General features: G+C 37.2%; 12 protein-coding genes. All 12 read left to right on the top strand.

Annotated elements, in window-relative coordinates:
* The first annotated feature begins 112 nt into the window (after positions 1-112).
* The 12 genes from FXF36_RS03265 to FXF36_RS03210 all read left to right on the top strand — a co-directional run bounded on the left by FXF36_RS03265 (position 113) and on the right by FXF36_RS03210 (position 18,664).
* On the top strand, positions 113-1,081 hold the full coding sequence (locus FXF36_RS03265; RefSeq protein WP_151622451.1) for a hypothetical protein: 969 nt from the start codon (positions 113-115) through the stop codon (positions 1,079-1,081).
* A 4-nt stretch (positions 1,082-1,085) separates the two neighbouring features.
* Positions 1,086-2,018 carry an AAC(3) family N-acetyltransferase gene (locus tag FXF36_RS03260; protein ID WP_151622450.1) on the top strand — a complete coding sequence of 311 codons (933 nt, stop codon included), beginning with the start codon at positions 1,086-1,088 and terminating at the stop codon, positions 2,016-2,018.
* A 25-nt stretch (positions 2,019-2,043) separates the two neighbouring features.
* Positions 2,044-3,258, top strand: a complete 1,215-nt coding sequence (locus FXF36_RS03255; RefSeq protein WP_151622449.1) for a glycosyltransferase — start codon at positions 2,044-2,046, stop codon at positions 3,256-3,258.
* Between the two features lie 22 nt (positions 3,259-3,280).
* Positions 3,281-4,729 (top strand): DUF6056 family protein, encoded by a 1,449-nt coding sequence (locus FXF36_RS03250; RefSeq protein WP_151622448.1) that lies wholly within the window; start codon positions 3,281-3,283, stop codon positions 4,727-4,729.
* 18 nt (positions 4,730-4,747) lie between these two features.
* Entirely contained in the window at positions 4,748-6,235 is a 1,488-nt protein-coding gene (locus tag FXF36_RS03245) for a DUF6056 family protein (RefSeq protein ID WP_151622447.1), read from the top strand.
* A 41-nt stretch (positions 6,236-6,276) separates the two neighbouring features.
* Positions 6,277-8,223: a hypothetical protein gene (locus FXF36_RS03240; protein ID WP_151622446.1), complete on the top strand. Its 1,947-nt coding sequence runs from the start codon at positions 6,277-6,279 to the stop codon at positions 8,221-8,223.
* Between the two features lie 26 nt (positions 8,224-8,249).
* The gene (locus FXF36_RS03235; RefSeq protein WP_151622445.1) at positions 8,250-10,232 is read left to right on the top strand and encodes a hypothetical protein; all 1,983 of its coding nucleotides are present in this window, start codon (positions 8,250-8,252) and stop codon (positions 10,230-10,232) included.
* Positions 10,233-10,259: 27 nt separating this feature from the next.
* Positions 10,260-12,854 carry a glycosyltransferase family 87 protein gene (locus tag FXF36_RS03230; RefSeq protein WP_151622444.1) on the top strand — a complete coding sequence of 865 codons (2,595 nt, stop codon included), beginning with the start codon at positions 10,260-10,262 and terminating at the stop codon, positions 12,852-12,854.
* Positions 12,855-12,952: 98 nt separating this feature from the next.
* Complete coding sequence (gene rfbF / locus FXF36_RS03225) at positions 12,953-13,729, top strand: glucose-1-phosphate cytidylyltransferase (RefSeq protein WP_151622443.1); 777 nt, start codon at positions 12,953-12,955, stop codon at positions 13,727-13,729.
* A 1-nt stretch (position 13,730) separates the two neighbouring features.
* Positions 13,731-15,635, top strand: coding sequence for a hypothetical protein (locus tag FXF36_RS03220; RefSeq protein WP_151622442.1), 1,905 nt, complete (start codon positions 13,731-13,733; stop codon positions 15,633-15,635).
* A gap of 26 nt (positions 15,636-15,661) precedes the next feature.
* Complete coding sequence (rfbH, locus tag FXF36_RS03215; RefSeq protein WP_151622441.1) at positions 15,662-17,020, top strand: lipopolysaccharide biosynthesis protein RfbH; 1,359 nt, start codon at positions 15,662-15,664, stop codon at positions 17,018-17,020.
* 15 nt (positions 17,021-17,035) lie between these two features.
* A complete protein-coding gene (locus FXF36_RS03210; RefSeq protein ID WP_151622440.1) occupies positions 17,036-18,664 on the top strand; it encodes an aldolase catalytic domain-containing protein in 1,629 nt (542 codons plus the stop codon).
* Positions 18,665-18,666 lie beyond the last annotated feature (2 nt).

The raw sequence follows: 18,666 nt of genomic DNA, 5'->3' as shown, positions 1-18,666 counted from the left end.
GATGAATATTTATAAAAACAAGCTGATTTGTTTTTCAAATAAATACTATTTATTTAGTAAGGGGCCAAAGCTTTTTATATCTGAAGATATTAGCTGTAGCAGGAGAAAGATTGTGGCGCTGCCTATCTCATCTGTAAAGAGAACCATTGGTTCTATTAGGTTGTTTTCTCGAGCACTGAGATTGGAGCCAAGGTGCGGTGTCTTCGTGAATGATCATGTGGCACTTGTTTCGTATCATGGTGCAATTTTTAGAGTGAATTGTGGCACTGGTGAAATTACAGAGGAACACAGCTTCCGTTCAGAAATGAACAATCCTCTTTGCTTTACAAAGATAGAAGGCGTGACAGGTTTTACAGATGGCATATATTATGGTGAGTACTTTTTAAACCATGAAGGTGCTGAAGTAAATATCCATAGAAGAAATTTAGATGGAAGCTGGCAGGTGGTATACACCTTCCCGGCAGGAAGCATATATCACATACATGGGCTTGTGCCATGCCCACAGAAGGATTGTGTTTACATCCTTACTGGAGATAAGGATGAAGAGTCAGGAATCTACGAAGCTAAAAATGATTTCAGTGAAGTAAAGGTGATAGTCAGCGGTAAGCAGGCCTACAGAGCTTGCGTGGCGCTTCATATAGAAAATGGTCTTTTGTATACCACAGACACACCATTAGAACAGAATTATTTGTATCAGTTGGATTTTGATACTAAAGATATAACGGCTGTAATGCCTATTGCCGGACCTTGCATCTATGGTCAGGCGATTTCGGAAGATGAAATGATTTTTTCTACATCGGTAGAGCCGGATAGCCGCATTACAGGATTAAAATATCAGTTTACATATAAGCTTGGACTAGGCGTAAAGGATAGAGTCAGCCACGTTTACTATGTTAAGTGGGTTGATGGAAAGGCTGAGGCAAAGGAAATCTTCTCAGGTAAAAAGGATATTATTCCGATGGGAGCAGGGCAGTTCGGAACTATCATGTTTCCTAATGGAGTCGGAAAGATATTTATGACTGGTCAGGCACTTCGCAAATACGATAACAAGACAATTCTTATAGATGAATTAGGAGTTTAGTTAAATGGAGCTTTCTCTTTTAGAGCGATTTGGAATTATCGAGGTTGGCTCAAGAGTTATTCTTGGAAAATTTCCAAAGCTTAAACAAACTGCAAAGAAAATAAGAGCTAAGAAAAGTCATGGAACAGTAGTGGCAGAAGAGATTGATCCGAATCTCAAGGCAATGTTTTTCGAGAGAGTATTGGCAGTTTTAGAGCCTGAAGATATTGTTCTCATTCATTCTTCTATGGATGGACTCAAAACTATCGGTATCACTGCTGAAGAGTTTATCGACTTTATGAAAAAGCAGGTGAAGGAAAATGGTATTACCTTTGTGCTTCCTTGCTTTCCAACCACAAATCTTACAGCTCCTACAGAAAAGAGCAGACCGTACGACCCAAAGAAGACTATCTGTTGGACAGGAATGCTTCCAAATAAGTTTTTGTGCGAGCCGGATGTGATTCGTACAGCCTTCCCATATAATTCACTTGCAGCCATGGGACCAAAGGCAAAAGAGATGATGGCGCATGATATGGAAGCAACATCGGTTTATGATAAGACAAGTGCATGGCAGTATTGCTACGAGAATCGTGCTAAGCTGCTCTTTGCAGGTGTGAAGGCAAGTAGCAGCAACACAATGGGCTCTCATATGGTTCCGGATTTAATGGGCGAGGATTGGCCTGTAAAGGACTGGTATGAGGAGAGATACTATAAGGTTCGTATAGACGGAGAGGTATCTGAGAAGCTTGTAAGAGTGCAGGCGGATAAGTGGGCTCAGTACTGCATGGAGGAGCGCACCTCTGGAATGCTCAAGGAAGCTGGAGTTCTTGATGAGACCTATATCGGAGGCTGCAATCTTGGTATTGTAGAGGATTGCAAGAAGATGATGGATGTGCTTATTGAGCTTTCTAAAAAGGGAAAGCTTGTGTACATGATTCCACGTAAATACCTTAAATAACAGATTAGTAAGAGAGAATTATAAAATGAAGCTTGCGGTAATCAATGCGGAAAGTGGAAAAGGCGGCGGGCCAGCCACTATCTGTGATGACATATATAAAAACTATATAGCGGCTGGAAACGAGGGCTTGGCGTGCTGGGCCAGACAAGCAAACGAAGGCGATGGTGTGAACCGCTATAAGATTGGAAATAAATTTTATTTGGCATGGCATTTGGTTATTACCAGATTGTTTGATGCTCATGGCCTTGGCTCTGTGATAGCCACTAAAAAGCTGGTAAAGAGACTTAAGGAATTTCAGCCAGATATTGTGAATCTCCACAACATCCATGGCTATTTTTGTAATTATAAGATTTTATTTGAGTACCTTAAGGAAGCCGATATTCCTGTGGTTTGGACACTTCATGATTGCTGGCCATTCACTGGACATTGCCCATATTTTGATTTGGCAGGTTGTGATAAATGGAAGACAGGCTGTCATCATTGTCCAGAGCTTAGGAGATATCCAAAATCAATCTGGCTGGACAAGTCAAAACGTAATTACGAATTAAAGAAGGAGCTCTTTGCTGGTATCAGTAAGAACCTTACCCTTGTAGCACCTTCAGCATGGCTTGGAGATTTGGCAAGGGAGTCATTTCTTAAGGAGTGCAGAATAGAAGTTATTAACAACGGAATTGATTTGGATTTATTTAAGCCTTCCAAGGGAGAATTTAAAAAATCTCATGGCATAGAAGATAAGAAGATGGTTCTTGCCCTTGCCTCAGAGTGGACGGTTCGAAAGGGCTTTGAGGATATTAAATATATAGGACAAAACCTACCAGATGACTACAAGCTTGTTATTGTAGGCCTACAGCCTGAGCAGGTGGCAGAGGTACCAAAGGAAATCATTCCTATCACTCGTACCAATAATGTGCAGCAGCTGATTGAGATTTATTCAGAGGCAGATGTGTTTGTAAATGCTTCTATAGAGGATAATTTCCCAACAGTTATTTTAGAGTCATTGGCTTGCGGCACTCCTGTAGTCACCTATGATACTGGTGGATGCAGGGAAGAAATCAACGAGAGCTGCGGAATTCTTGTGGATAAGTACGACAAGGAAGGGCTTATTGCGGGGATAAAGTCTATGGGCGCAAAGAACGAGGAACGCTCAAAGGCTTGCATTGAGAAGGCTCATTATTTTGAGAAAAAGAAAATGTATGACAAGTACAACGGGCTTTTTGATGAGCTTTGCAAAAATAAATAGACTATAAAAGCGGAGGATTTTGATGAATAAATCATTAAGTGAAAAGATAGTTAATTGCGTAATGGGAATTCTCTACGTGGTAATGATTATTCCTATGGCGTTTTCAATGTATAATTCAGTGCCTGCATGTGATGATTTTTCCTTTGGAACAAGATCTATCTCAGATAACCTTTTGGTGGATGCAGCAGGCTACAGTTTATGGAGCTGGAAATACCATAGTGGAAGATGGCTTACATTTTTCTTCCAAAAGCTCATTAATCCGCTAAACATTCAAAGACATATGGGAAGATTTTACGGTATCTGTGACATCATTGTTTTTCTTATCGTGTTTGCTGTAATTCTTTATACCTTCAGAGTTTTGTTAAACAGACTTCTGAAGCTTGAGGGAACATTGCTTAATGTGGCAATATTTTTGATTGTGGCTGTATGCTTTACAACCTTCTATTATTCTGAGGCATATAATTGGTACATTGGCGCTACTGCCTACACAGTACCTTTTGCATGTTTCTTGCTGACACTTACATTTGCGGTGAGATATGAAGAGACATTACAGAAGAAGTTTTATGTGGGTACGATTTTAGCCGGACTTATTCCTGCTACAAATGAGTTCTTTGATGTACCACTTGGTGTGCTGTATTTGTATGTGGTCTTTTATGTTTGCCGCTGCGATTACAAGAATAAGAAAACTCTTATAAATAGACTGATTCCACTTATCGTATTCATGATTGGTGGAATAACTACTGTATTTGCACCAGGTAATTTTGCCAGACAGGATACATATGAGATTGAGCCTAGCGTGCCTATGGCTGTAAAGCAGATTGTGATTGATATTGTTGTTAGAGTTAAGGATGTGGTTTTCTATCATCCAGTAGCTGTACTGCTTTTTATGGGACTTATCATTCTCGGCTTCAAAGCAGGTCATGCTTCATTTAAGGATGGTAATAATATTATTCTTACTGCAGTGATGACTTTTATCACTGTCTTTGGCGCAGTATTTCCATATGTGTATGGAAGAGCCATGACTACAACTTATCTTGATGTAAGAATGCAGTATCTGTTTGATTATCTTCTTTTCATCGGAATTGGTATTGGATGCATAAGACTTGGAAGATTATTTAGAAATGGCAAGGTAGTTATCGGGCTCGCCGCATTATGTGTACTTGCTACAGCGGCATTTGTAGTACGCGGTGGCACAAAGCCTGTTATCCAGACAGATATTATTAGCAAAAGAGATTTGATAACACAGAGCTACGATTACTGGAATGGTGTTATTCTTGAAATCGAAAATTCGGCTGAGGATGATGTGGTAATCACAAGAACAGAGGAGCCAGCCTGGTCTCCATATTTTCTGTATATGGGATTAGTGGAGGAGGATTCCTACGACCTTCCTTTGGATTCTATTTTTGTGGATGGCACGATTATGCCTAATGTTTATTATCAGAAGAAGTCGATCAAGTATGTGATTGAGTAAGTTTTTGGGAGTATAAAAATGCATAATAAGACGTTATTTAATGAAAAGGTGAGCAAAATATTATTTGTATTTCTCTACATATGTTTGTTTGCTCCATTTGTTTATTCGGTATATTATTCCATGCCGGCTACAGACGACTTTGCCTGGGCAATAGAGTGGTTTTCATCTAATAGAATCGTGGAAGCCTTTAACAGAGTTGCCTGGAACTATATGAACTGGTTTGGACAGTCAGGCGTATTTGCTGTTCTTATTCAGATTTTATTTAACCCATTATATTGGTTTAATGATGCAGGTCATTCCTTTGGAATCTGTATGATTATCGTATTTCTTGCTATAGCTATTGGAATGATTTTTGCAGTGAGAAAGCTTGCTGGATGTTTTTTACAGATTGAGAATACATTCATCAAGAGTGCTTTCACATTCTGTGTTATCACTCTTATCTTCACAACCTATTATTATGCAGATGTATATAACTGGTGGACAGGTGTGCCAGGATATTCATTTATGCTGATGCTTATGTTCTTCTGCTATAGTCACATCGTTAAATATGTTCAGACTCAGGATCAGAAGAGCTATGTTATTTCTATTATCGAGGGTGTTATCGTTTGTACAGGTTTGATGAACTGTGTCCCTATGGGATTGTTTTTCCTGTATGTTGTATTTATTCGTAAAAACGATAATCCTGATGGTTTCTGGAAGAAAGCTCTTCCTTTAATTTGTTATGTAATCAGTGGTGTTATAACTGTAATTGCACCAGGAAACTATAAGAGAGTTGACAGCCATAACAAGGGTGAGATGAATCTTATTAAGGGTGCTTATATTACTCTTTATACATTGGGTAAGAGAATGGTGGAGACTCTTATAAAGTATCCATGGACACTTGGTCTATTTGTAGCAATTATTTTAATCAGCCTTACAATTAAGGCTAAGGATAATCCTAAATTTGTGAACGTAATTGCAGGCTTTGTATTAACTTTCATTGCGGCGTTTGGTGCGCTCTTCCCATATGTTGCTGGTGAGAGAAAGAAGCTGGGTGAGGAAATTACACCTAGAGCACTTATCGCAGCTGACTATGTTATGTTTGTCGGTATGGCGTTTGTAGCATTCCAGCTAGGTCAGGCTTTGGCGTATAAGTTTAATAAAACACTTGAGCTGAAGGTGTCTGTTTCGGTTGCAGCAGTAGTATTAGTTGTAGCACTTGGAGCAGCAAAGCTTATGGGTACACTTATGTACATTGTGCCATATGATATCATCAGACAGCGCGAGCAGATTAAGACTATTTACTATACCTGGGAAGGCATTATCGAAGAGATAGAACAATCCCCAGAAATGGATGTAGAAGTGAAGAGAGAAAATGTTCCATGGACCAGATTCTCATACCCAGTAGGTATTGATGAGGGAACAAACTTCGTGCCAGAATGGGCTAGAGGCTATTATGGTGGAACAAACCAGTGTGCGGCTATGTGGTATGGGAAGAAATCGGTGAGAGTTTATATAAATCAGTAGAATTGCGAGGATAAGACATGAATTTTTTTGATGAGGGGAATATGTCTAAACGTTTATTTTACACTAAGCTAGTTCTTATGATTGCAGTCGTAGTCTCTGCTTTTGTAGTAGTATATGTAAATTTAACTTATGGGCAAACGGTAATTCATTCTGACTCAGCAATTGCATATAGATATTTTAAATCAGTTGAGAAAACACATGAATTATATCCATCTACATGGAATACGGGGAATGGTGAGGTATATACTTTTTCGGTATTACCGTTTGTAATTATATGTAATTTCCTTATAGGTAAAGCTTCTGTTGCATGCTCGGTAGCATACACTACAGTGTACCTTATTCTTTGTGTTGGCTTCTTCTGGCTGTTTAAGAAATTCTTTAAAAATGATGCATGGCTTATCGCTATTCCATTGTACAGTGCTTTTTTGTGCAGTGGTATGGCGAGATTTTTGTTACTTATACAAGGTGGTTATGACGGACCAGTTATAGCAGTTACAATTTGTGCTGGTCTGTTTTTCTATGTAATTAATAGCAAAGAAATACCTAAGAGAGTACTTGTGATTCACAGTATTCTAGTGTTTATGATGCTTACATGCGGGGTTAGATATATTGCAGAATATATACTCCCATTATTATTGGCACTAGCGATTTTTGTTTTTTTGAAAAAAAGAAAAGATTATGTCGAAATCGTAAAGAGAACTTCGACTACATTGCTTGCACCAGCATTGTTGGGACACATAGTGTATAAGATTATATGCAGCCACCATAATATGAATTTTGGTGATAATAGTTCTTTGCAGCTTGATTTTTCTGTTGCCAGAATAATAGAGAGTATCAAAAATACTATTGTGAATGCTTGTATTATATTTGGTTATACAGAGAACGGAAGCAGACTTACAAATTGGATAAGCATTCTTATAACACTTTTGATTTGTGTGGTATTTCCAGTTTTGCAGTTGGTAAGAATAAAGAACCTCAGTGATAATGAGCAGGGATATTTATCTTTTGGTGCTATCCATAATATGGCTTTAATAGGTGTTATTGTGCTGTCACATAAGACTGAGGAGAGATATCTGTATGGAACAGTTGTAGTATTTCTTATTATTTCAGCAAATTATATTTATCATGTGATAGCTAACGATAGGGAAATACTTCGCTATTTAATAGTATTTTTATTTGTTTTAGCTACTTTGAGACTTTCATATGGGTACAGCAAAATGACAATTGGCTGGCGAGAAAGGCTGGCAACTAGAGAACATTTTGTTGAGGAACTTTCTGCTCATGGAATTACAAAGGTGTATGGAACATATTGGGTTGGATATCCAAATGAAGTATATTCAAATGGGCAGATAAGATCTGGTGCCTATAAGGTATTTGGAGCTTCGCTTGGTGAGATCGTAGCTCAGGTAGATAGTGATGCATTCGAGCCTACTGAGGGGCGTTGTGGTCTTATATTTACCGAAAACGAATACAATGAGCAGATGCGAGTATATGGTTCTGATCCTGCAACAAGATTAGTTGGCGAGCCAGCAGAGGTCTATGTTATCGACGGATTGGAATTAGGTGATTTATATGATGGCTCTGTAAGAGTATTTGTTTATGTTTATAAGAATGATATTGCCGACAGATTTACAAACGGACTTGATGATGGAATCCTAAATCCAAGAGAGCTTGACTTTAACTACGGTGGTGTCTGGGAAGAGGATGTAATTTATATCACACAGGGTGGAATAGTACATGGTCCATATCTTAACATTTCACCAGGTCATTATATTGTTACTGTGAATGGCAAAAACTTAAATATATGTGAATTTGATATATATTCGCAGCAGCAAAACGAGGATATTGAATATACTCTTTTGTCTGTATCTGATGAGCAGGCAGTTATGGATTTAACGATAAAAAAATATATCAATGATATACAGTTTTATGTCATGAACAATATGGATGGCAAAGCGGAATTTTATAATATTACCATTGTGCAGTAATAGAAATATTCAAAGGATAAATAGTTATGAAGAAAAATAGAAGTTGGATGTTTATATATTTTGCTGCTTTTATTGCAGCAGTATCGGCTATATATACGATAATGACATATGGTCAGACGTATATACATGGCGATAGTGCAATATCCATTCGTTTTTTAAATGCAGTGAAGGCAACAGGTAATTTGTATCCAAAGTCATGGAATGGCGTAAATGGTGAAGTATATACGTTTAATACTTTACCAATAAGTTTGTTGATGATGACTATTATAAAGAATAAGCCTTTTGCCAGAGCATTATCATCAGCTATATCCTTTGTACTGGCTGGCAGCGGTATGATATGGCTTTCAAAAAAGCTGTTTAAGAATAATTCATGGGCATTTATGCTGCCTGTGTTCTGTGTGTTTATTAGCAGTGATAATGCCAGAGATATGAATTTGTACCAGGCAGCTTATTGCCCACAGATGGTTGCACTTACTTTTGTTGTGGGAATCTTCTTGGGATTATGGTCTGATGAGCTCAAGAGTAAAAAATGGTGGGCAGTTCATTTTATACTTTTATTGCTAATGCTTACAGGTGGAAAAAGATTTATTGCAGAGTATTTCCTTCCTATGATGTTTGTTTTAGGAATGGAATTTATTCTTTACATAATTTCAAAAGATAAAAGATATACAACAAAAGATCTGACACATAAGTATGGTGTGGCGACAGCAATGATAATAGTACCGTTCGCGTTAGGTTTTTTATTGAACCGATATATAAATATTTCCAGAAATATGAGTGCAAATGGAAATAGTAAGTTTACAATATCACTTAATCCAGAAAGCATCATATTGAATATTAAGCTGACAGTTCGAAATGCAATTACTATTTTTGGATATAGAGCCGATGGAAATGCTACATTCAATGCCATGGCTATTATTGCTACGGGGTTGATTTGCGTTGTTTTTCCGTTAATGCTTTTATGTTACTTCAAGAACATGGAGAAGTTTGAGTGTCTGTATGTTCTGTTTGGTTTTTTGCATAACGCAATTATGCTTGCAGCGGTGATACTTTGTTCGCAGACATCAGAACGATATGTGTTAAGCGTAGTATATGTTTGTATCGTGCTCTCAGGGTGCTACTTATATAGAGTATTTACTAAAAAGAAAATCGTGATAAATATTTTTATTGTTGTAGCACTTTTTCTGATTACGATGACGTATTCATTAAATCTTCTAAAAGTTACTGTTGGTTGGAAGGATAAGCTGAATGCACAGGAGTCAGTTTGCCAACAGCTTTTAGACAAGGGAGTTACTAAAGTCTATGCTACATATTGGCCTGGGTATCCATTGGAGATATATTCTGATGGGAAATTAACTGTGGCTGGAGTTAGTCCTGCTAAGCTGGGGTTGATGAAATATTACTGGCATGTAGATGAGCATGTTTTTGAGAAGAAAGAGGGAAAGACTTGTTTGCTATTAACAGAGGCAGAGGATAATGGTTTGGTTTTAGACTATTATTCTGGTGATCCTATTGATAGAATAATTGGACTTCCATACGAACGATTTGTTATAAACGATGCATATCTTTTTGATAACGATATAGATAAATACTATACAACTAATTTAGTGGTATATGTGTTTGAAAATGATGACGTAGCTGATACGTTACTGGATGGCACACACGATGGAGTACTTGTTCCTAGAGAAATGGATTTTAATGATTTAGGTGTTAGAACTCCAGATGTTATTTATCTTACGTTGGGCGCTATAATTCATGGACCTTATGATTCATTGCAGGCTGGTCATTATACAGTTAGGATTAATGGAAAGAATTTGAATGTATGTGGAACTGATGTGAGCTCAGAGCAGGCGCAGGGTAATATTGCTGCGCAGGTGGTGTCAGAAAGCGAAGATTGTAAAGTTATAGATTTAATTATCACAAATACAGTGGAAGATATTCAGTTCTATCTTACAAATGGCACTGAGGAGACAGCAGAGTTTTATAATATTACTATCGAAAAGCAGTAGATGATTGAACATGCGTAGAGGACGAAGATGCAGATAAAAGAATTGCTAAAAAAAGTGAATATAAAGGGGGTAATAGTAGCAAGTATAATTGCTACTATTATGCTTTTAGAGATTGTTTATTCTGGAAACATTTTTTTTCAGACAATCATTCCTATGCAAACCTATGAGCAGTGGGATGAAATCCTAGTTAACAATTTATCGATTGAAGGTAATGACTTTCATTCCACAGGAGCTAATTCGTATATCGTCGTACCGATGAACAGCTCATATACGTCTATACGAATTAATATGAAGCCTGAAGATGCTGAAAAAATTATTGTGAGGGCATATTATCCATATGAAGAGGGGTTTTCAGCTAATTATTCAAAGAAGCTTATAGTTTCACAGGATGATACAACAATTGAATTTAAAAGTGACAAACATGTTGGTGCGGTGAAGCTTCAGTTTATCGGAGCAGAAGATGGTTATGCGGATTTCACTTTAAATAGAATTGAATTTGGTAATGGAAAGCTGCTTTTTTCAAAGAGATTTTTGGTTAAGAGTTTTGTAGCATGGATTGCTTTAGTAGGTGTTATGTACACACTCTTGTGGATTGCCTCAAATCTATTTGGGAGAAATAAGAACAGCATATTTTGGAAGACTTTATTTGTCACAGGAATTTGTTCAGTGATAATTATGGGTGTGACAAAAAGTTATTATCTAGCTGGTTATTTCCATAAGAATCTGGATGATGTTTTCATGGATTATTTTAACATGCTTAGTTTGACATTTGCGGATGATGTATATATTTTGAAGGCAAACTGGCCAGCAATGTGTTTTGTTATCCTGTCAGCTATGAAAGCATTTATTAGTAATCCTGGAATGCCAATTAACAATGCTGTCATGTTAGGGGAAAATGCAATTAATCTACGAGACAATGAAATAGCTATGATGGGATTTGTCTTAATCTTTGTAGCATGTTTTATTTTGATTGCATACTCTGTAAAATCAATTCTTAATAGTGAAAGTGACAGGAAAAATATATTGTTACTTTTGTTGTCAGGACCAATATTGTGCACAGTAGAAAGAGGAAATCTTATCATGGTTTCTTTTGCATTTCTTATGGTGTACTTGGCATTATATAATGCTGAGGATAAAAGGCTTAGATATATAGCTTTTTTTGCATTGAGTTTATCAGCCAGTATCAAGCTTTACCCAGCATTGTTTGGTTTACTTACTCTAAGAAGGAAGAAATGGAAAGAGACAGTTGCTTTGGCGGTTATGGGATTTTTTACATTTGTTATTCCATACTTCTATTTTGATGGAGTAGTAACTATTATAAAATGGCTAGGTGGCATGTCAGCTGCCAATGATGTCCTGACAAGTAATGGTGTAGGTGGAAATTACTCTATCAGAAATTTTACAACAATACTTGGAACCATGTTAGGTGTCAAAGGTGAGCTTTATGGATGGATTCCTGCTGTAATGTTAGTTGTCCTTTTGGTCGCTGCACTATTTTGTAAAAGAGAGTGGGAAAGACTATTTTTGATTGCTACAGCATGTATTTGGTTCCCATATTTTTCATTTACTTATACATTAATGCTTTATATTCCAGCTGCAGTGGTATATATGAATCAAAGTGACGAAGAAAAGGCGGAGATAGATGCATTTTTACTTGGATTGTTGCAGGCTATTTTGATATTACCAATGTGGTCATGGGTTGATTCCTTTAGTAAAAGGAAAAATCTCGATTGTCCTATGAATGTTACAACATTTGTTTTAAATACTGTGATTGTAATTATAGTATTTAAAATATTGGTTGGTTCGATTTTTGAAGGAAGAATTAGGAGAACATTAGAAGTTCAAATTGTCTGCATAGCTGCAGCGGTGATTGTTGTGATATTCGGAACGATTAACCGTTCATATGGTTTGGAAGATAGTTTCGCTGGGAAGGGAAGTAGTTGCAATCCTTATCAGATAGCTTCAGTTGAAGACTGGAGAAAACTACAGCAGATAGTTAATTCTGGCAATTCTGTTTCAGGTGTGCATTTTATTCAGACAGCAGACATAGAGTTTGATGGAGTGACTTCGGTTAATCCTGTTGGATGGGGAAGAAATAATGTGAAATTTGATGGTGTTTATGATGGACAGGGCTATAGCATAAAAAATTATTATTCACTATCTGACAATGATGAAAATATGGGACTCTTCGGAAGACTTAGCGGTCAGATTTACAATGTAAATTTGGAGAATTGTAATATCGCTGGTTCTATCGTAGGTGGAATTGCATATGATGTTTCTGGAACAGGCATAATATCCAATTGCTATGTAAATGGCCTTTTATATGGCTATAGGGTTGGAGGTATAGCAGCCATGAACAGTGGAACCATAGAAAACTGTGTTGCATTTGTAAATATGGAAGGTGCAAATAAATATGGTGTGGCAGCTGACTATGGCGGAAAAACGGAAAACTGCTTCACAAATGAAGTTATTAAAACGGGTAGTGGAAGTTTGATAGATGAAAATACCCTTTCAAGGGTTAATAACTACATTGAACTAAACAATAAAACAATCAATGCAAGACAAAAATTTTTACCGTGGCTTATTGATGGCGGCATGTTTAAGATTGTGAAAAATATGTGAAAAGTCATTATTGCTGTAATAACAAGCAATGATGTGCTACAATGGTTAAGCATATGGACATTTTTGAGAATAGAAAATAATACAAAGGAGAAATTATTTTGAAAGTAGTTCTTTTAGCAGGTGGATTCGGGACACGTATTTCCGAAGAATCTCAATACAAACCAAAGCCAATGATTGAAATTGGAGGAAAGCCAATTCTTTGGCACATTATGAAGGAGTATTCACACTACGGATACAATGAGTTTGTAATTTGCGCAGGCTATATGCAGCATGTAATCAAGGAGTGGTTTGCTGATTATTTCTTACATAACAGTGATATCACATTTGATTACACAAATGGAGAAAGGAACATCATTGTTCATGACCAGTATCTTGATAAGTGGAAGGTCACCGTTGTAGATACAGGACTTAATACTATGACAGGTGGACGTATTAAACGTATACAGAAGTATATTGGTGATGAACCATTTATGATGACCTATGGTGATGGCGTTTGCGATGTAAATATCAATGAACTTGTTGAGTTCCACAAGTCTCATGGAAAAATTGCCACACTTACTGCTGTTCGTCAGGATCAATCAAAGGGAGTTCTTGATATCGGTGGTGATAATGCGGTTAGAAAGTTCCGTGAGAAGAAGGCATCTGACGGAGTACCTATCAATGCTGGATATATGGTTCTTCAGCCAGAAATCTTTGATTACATCAAGGATGACAGCACTGTATTTGAGCGCGAACCGCTTGAAATGCTCGCTGCAAAGGGCGAGCTTATGAGCTTTACCTACGATGGCTTCTGGCAGTGTATGGATACAAAACACGAAATGGAAAAGCTGGATGAAATGCTTGCCACTGGAAAGGCACCATGGAAGGTTTGGTAGAATGAAAGATAAAATAAAGAATATAGCAAATGGCATTATTGACAAGAACAACGTGGATTTAGCTGGACTGTTGTTATTGGAAATACTCGGAGCTTTATTCTTGGTTGCATACAAAAGTAAATGGAATGAGGCAGGGGAAATATTAGGATTTAATTATAATTATTTTTCCTATTTTTTCACCTTGCTCATTTCGTTTATTATTTATGTTTTATTGTCTAAATGTTCATTTGGAAAAAGGCTTAATGGAGTTATAGGAATAGCCGCTATGTTTTTTTCTTTGCTATACATTTTCATTATGTATAGAGAAGAGGCTAATATCATTGCAGGCGGAAATGATAATTTATTAAGAGACCTGATTGACCATAAGGTATACAGTTTACTTCTTTTGGGATGTGCTGGTTTGATGATTTACCTTATGAAGTCTATAAATGAAAAGACAATTTCAGATAGAAAAAATGTTTTTAGAGCCTTTGTTTCGCTCCTAGTTGCGTTTGTGACGGCATGGCTGTCATATTCGTTGAACATTTTTAAAGATGAGGCTGGTGGTTTGTGGCATATTCATGCATATGTCAATTCCATAATAAATGTTGCTCATGGTGTTCCTTATAGCAATAATGCTCAATCTATTTATGGGCACTATGGAATATTGTACCTTCCATTAGTGAAGCTATTTGGAGATGATTTGAAAGCTGTGATGCTTACGGTGTCTCTTATAGTTTTTTTAACTACATTGGTTGCAATGCTTATCATAAATACAGTGGTAAAAAATGATTTACTATTTTTCGTTGCTGGTGTTGCTGTTCTTGCAAATGAAACAGTCTACAGAGCTGGTGGAAATTATTTCCAGGTATTTCCTCACAGAGTGTTGTTTCCAATAGTCGCTATAGGATGGGTGATATTAAAGAATAAAAAACAGCTGGGTGTTTTCAAGTATCCATTGGAGATTTTGCTTGGAGCATTAGCAATAATGTGGAATATAGAGACAGGTGTGTTTGCAATTGTTTCTATTATAGCCATCGATTTATTTGAAGAATGGCAATGGAAAATACTTGTGATTGTTAAAAGGCTATGTTTGTTTTTGGCAGAGATAGCCGTTTGCTTTGCATTATCGTATTGCTTTACAAATTTATACAATATTGCCGTTGGTGGAGAATGGCTGGATGTAGGGACTTATATTTTCCCATTGGCTACCACAAGCTATATGGATGGATTTTTACGGACACCAATGCAGTCTCCAGTGTATTGGTATGTGTTATATGTATTTGTGTTTACATGTACGCTGTTCCCTATAATCTCCAGACAGTTTTTTGATGAAAAATACAGTTTCTCATTAGAGGAAAAAATAGTTATTTCAGTTGATATTTCCGGATTGTTGGTTCTTTTGTATTTTATCAATCGTCAGGCATTTAATAATGTCACTATAAGTTATGTACAGTTGGTTATAGTATTGGCTGTCATGGCAAATAGATATTTTACAAAAGAAGATAATCTGATTTCTGCGGACACTATTGCATTGCTTTTGATTTGTGCAATGTCTGTTGAGTGTGTTGTATCTATTGGTAGAACTATTGATAATCGTATTGCAACTGTTTGGGAAATAGAATCATTGGAAAGAGATGCTTCTAATTTCAAAGAGTGGAGAGAAGAAGGCGTTGTTTCTATGGGAGTAGGAGTTCCAGAACTTTATTACTTCGATGGAGGGGATTCACAATCTGCCATGACTGATTGGTCAGATATGTGGGATTATACATATGTTGACAAAGTTCTTTCTGAATCGGATATAGTCTATATAAATGCGAATGATGGAATAGATTTGGCAGATATGCTACATAGTAATCATTTGACAAGGACCAGAAAATTCGAGGGAGAGAACATTGATATAAATGAATTTAGAAGATATGAATAACACAGTAGAAAGATAAGAGGTATTTTATGTCAAATTGGAAAAATGAAGCAGAGGCACGTGAACAAATTAAGGCGCTTGTAGCAGATTTTTATCATGATTTTAAGGAGCCAAAGGAGTCGAAGGCTAACTTTAAGCCAGGCGATAGAATTAGCTATGCAAGCCGAGTTTATGATGAGAAGGAAATGCAGTCTCTTACAGATGCAATGCTTGATTTCTGGCTTACAACAGGTCGTTTCTCAGATCAGTTTGAAAAGGAGTTCGCTCAGTGGATTGGTGTTAAGTTTGCGCACCTTGTAAATTCAGGCTCTTCAGCAAATCTTATTGCATTTATGACACTTACAGCACCAGAGCTTGGTGACAGACAGATTAAGAGAGGCGATGAGGTTATCACTGTTGCAGCAGGCTTCCCTACAACTGTTACACCTATGATTCAGTATGGTGCAGTTCCAGTATTTGTTGATGTTACTGTTCCACAGTACAACATTGATGTTACAAAGCTTGAGGCAGCACTTAGCCCAAAGACAAAGGCAGTAATGATTGCTCATACTCTTGGAAATCCATTTGACTTAAAGGCTGTAAAGGCTTTCTGTGAGAAGCATAATTTATGGCTTGTAGAGGACAACTGTGATGCCCTCGGAACTAAGTACACAATTGATGGTGAGACAAGATTCTCAGGTACATGGGGAGATATTGGTACATCATCATTCTATCCACCACACCACATGACAATGGGTGAAGGCGGATGCGTTTACACTAATAACGCACAGCTTAACAGACTTATCCTCTCATACCGTGACTGGGGTCGTGATTGCATCTGCCCTTCAGGTCAGGATAATTTCTGTGGCCACAGATATGATGGACAGTATGGTCAGCTTCCACAGGGCTATGATCACAAGTATGTATATAGCCACTTTGGATACAACCTTAAGGTTACAGACCTTCAGGCAGCAGTGGGTGTTGAGCAGCTTAAGAAGTTCCCAAGCTTCATCGAGAGACGTCGTCACAACTGGGCTAGACTTCACGATGCACTTGCAAACAGCTCAGCAGCAGATAAGCTTATTCTTCCAGCTCCAGCCGAGAATTCAGAGCCAAGCTGGTTTGGTTTCCTTATCTCAGTAAAGCCTGAGAGTGGTGTTAAGAGAAACGATGTAACAAAATACATCGAGGATCATAATGTTCAGACAAGACTTCTCTTCTCTGGAAACCTTATTAAGCATCCTTGCTTCGACCAAATTCGTGACACAGATGCTTACAGAGTAGTTGGTGAGCTTGAGAACACAGAATACATTATGAACAATACATTCTGGGTAGGTGTATATCCAGGAATGACAGATGAAATGATTGATTACATGGCACAGGTAATTACAGAGGCTGTTAATCAGTAGTTAGGAGTTTTAAATATGCGAAATATTAAGATACTTGATTGTACACTTAGAGATGGTGGTTATGTTAATGATTGGGAGTTTGGACACCATAATATATGCGCAATTTTTGAACGTTTAGTTGAGACAAATGTGGATATCATCGAGATTGGGTTTATCGATGACAGAAGACCTTTTGATATCAACAGAAGTATCATACCTGATACTAAATCTATAGAGGCAATTTATGGAAACATAAAGAAAAGACCTCCTATGGTGGTAGGTATGATTGATTATGGTACATGTGCTCTTGAAAACATTCAGCCATGTAGCGAAAGCTATATTGATGGTATACGAGTAATTTTCAAAAAGCATATTATGCATGAGGCTATGGCATATTGTGCCGAGCTTAAAAAGCTTGGCTATAAGGTGTGCTCACAGCTTGTATCAATCACAAGCTATAGCGATGAAGAGCTTATGGAGCTTATAAGCCTTGTTAATGAGGTGAAACCATATGCTGTAAGTATGGTAGATACATATGGATTGCTTGATCCAGAGTGGATGTTACATTACTATGACCTACTTGATGAGCATGTGGACAAATCAGTAGCTATTGGCTTCCATGCACATAATAATTTCCAGCTTGCTTATGCAAACAGTAGAGCATTCCTAAACAAGGAAACAGACAGAGATATCATTGTTGATGGTACATTGTTCGGAATGGGCAAGAGTGCAGGAAATGCACCATTAGAGCTTGTTGGAATGTACATGAATCAGAACTATGGAAAGAACTATAACATTAACCAGATGTTAGAGGGAATTGACGAAAGCGTTATGGATTTCTTCAAGAAAACTCCATGGGGCTACAAGACATACTTCTATCTTTCTGCTTATAACAGAGTTCATCCAAATTATGTATCTCAGATGCAGGGCAAGCCAAGTCTTTCTATTTCAGATATTAATGATTTACTTGGCAAGATTGAGCCAGAGGATACAAAGCTTCTTTACGATAAGGCTGTTGCAGAGGAATTATATGCTGAATTTGAAAAAACTCAGCTTGACGATTCTAAGGATTATGTAAAGCTTGAAGAGGCACTCAAGGGAAGAGATATTCTTCTTGTAGGTCCTGGAAAGAATATTCAGCTTCAGAAGAACAGAGTGGAAAAATATCTTGCAGATAAGGAACCTGTAGTTATTTCTATTAACTATATTCCAGGTGCAATTGATGTGGACTATGTGTTTATCACAAAGACAAACAGATATTGTGATATGTCTGATGATTTGCTTGAGATTAAAAATAGAGACCTTAAGGTTATTGCAACAAGTAATGTGACAGCAAGAGGCGATGAGTTTATGTGCTCATTCACTCGCGAAAAGTTGCTTGAAAAGAATGAGAGCATTGTGGATAATTCATTCCTTATGCTTTTAAAGATTCTTAAGGAGTGTGGAATTAAGAATCTTGCTTGTGCTGGCTTTGATGGATACTCAGATAAAGAGGATAACTATTTCAATCCTAAGATGGAGTACTCATTCGTTAAGCAGGAAGCAAGACACTTAAATAACCATATCAGAGAAGTTCTCAATGAGACATATGCGGATATGGATATTGAATTTGTGACTTATTCACATTACATGGATGTTGAAGACAGCCACGATGCAGCATTTTAATT

It is taken from the genome of Pseudobutyrivibrio xylanivorans, from assembly GCF_008935055.1.
Lineage (GTDB): Bacteria > Bacillota > Clostridia > Lachnospirales > Lachnospiraceae > Pseudobutyrivibrio > Pseudobutyrivibrio xylanivorans_A.
This window is presented reverse-complemented; position numbering and strand designations above follow the sequence as displayed.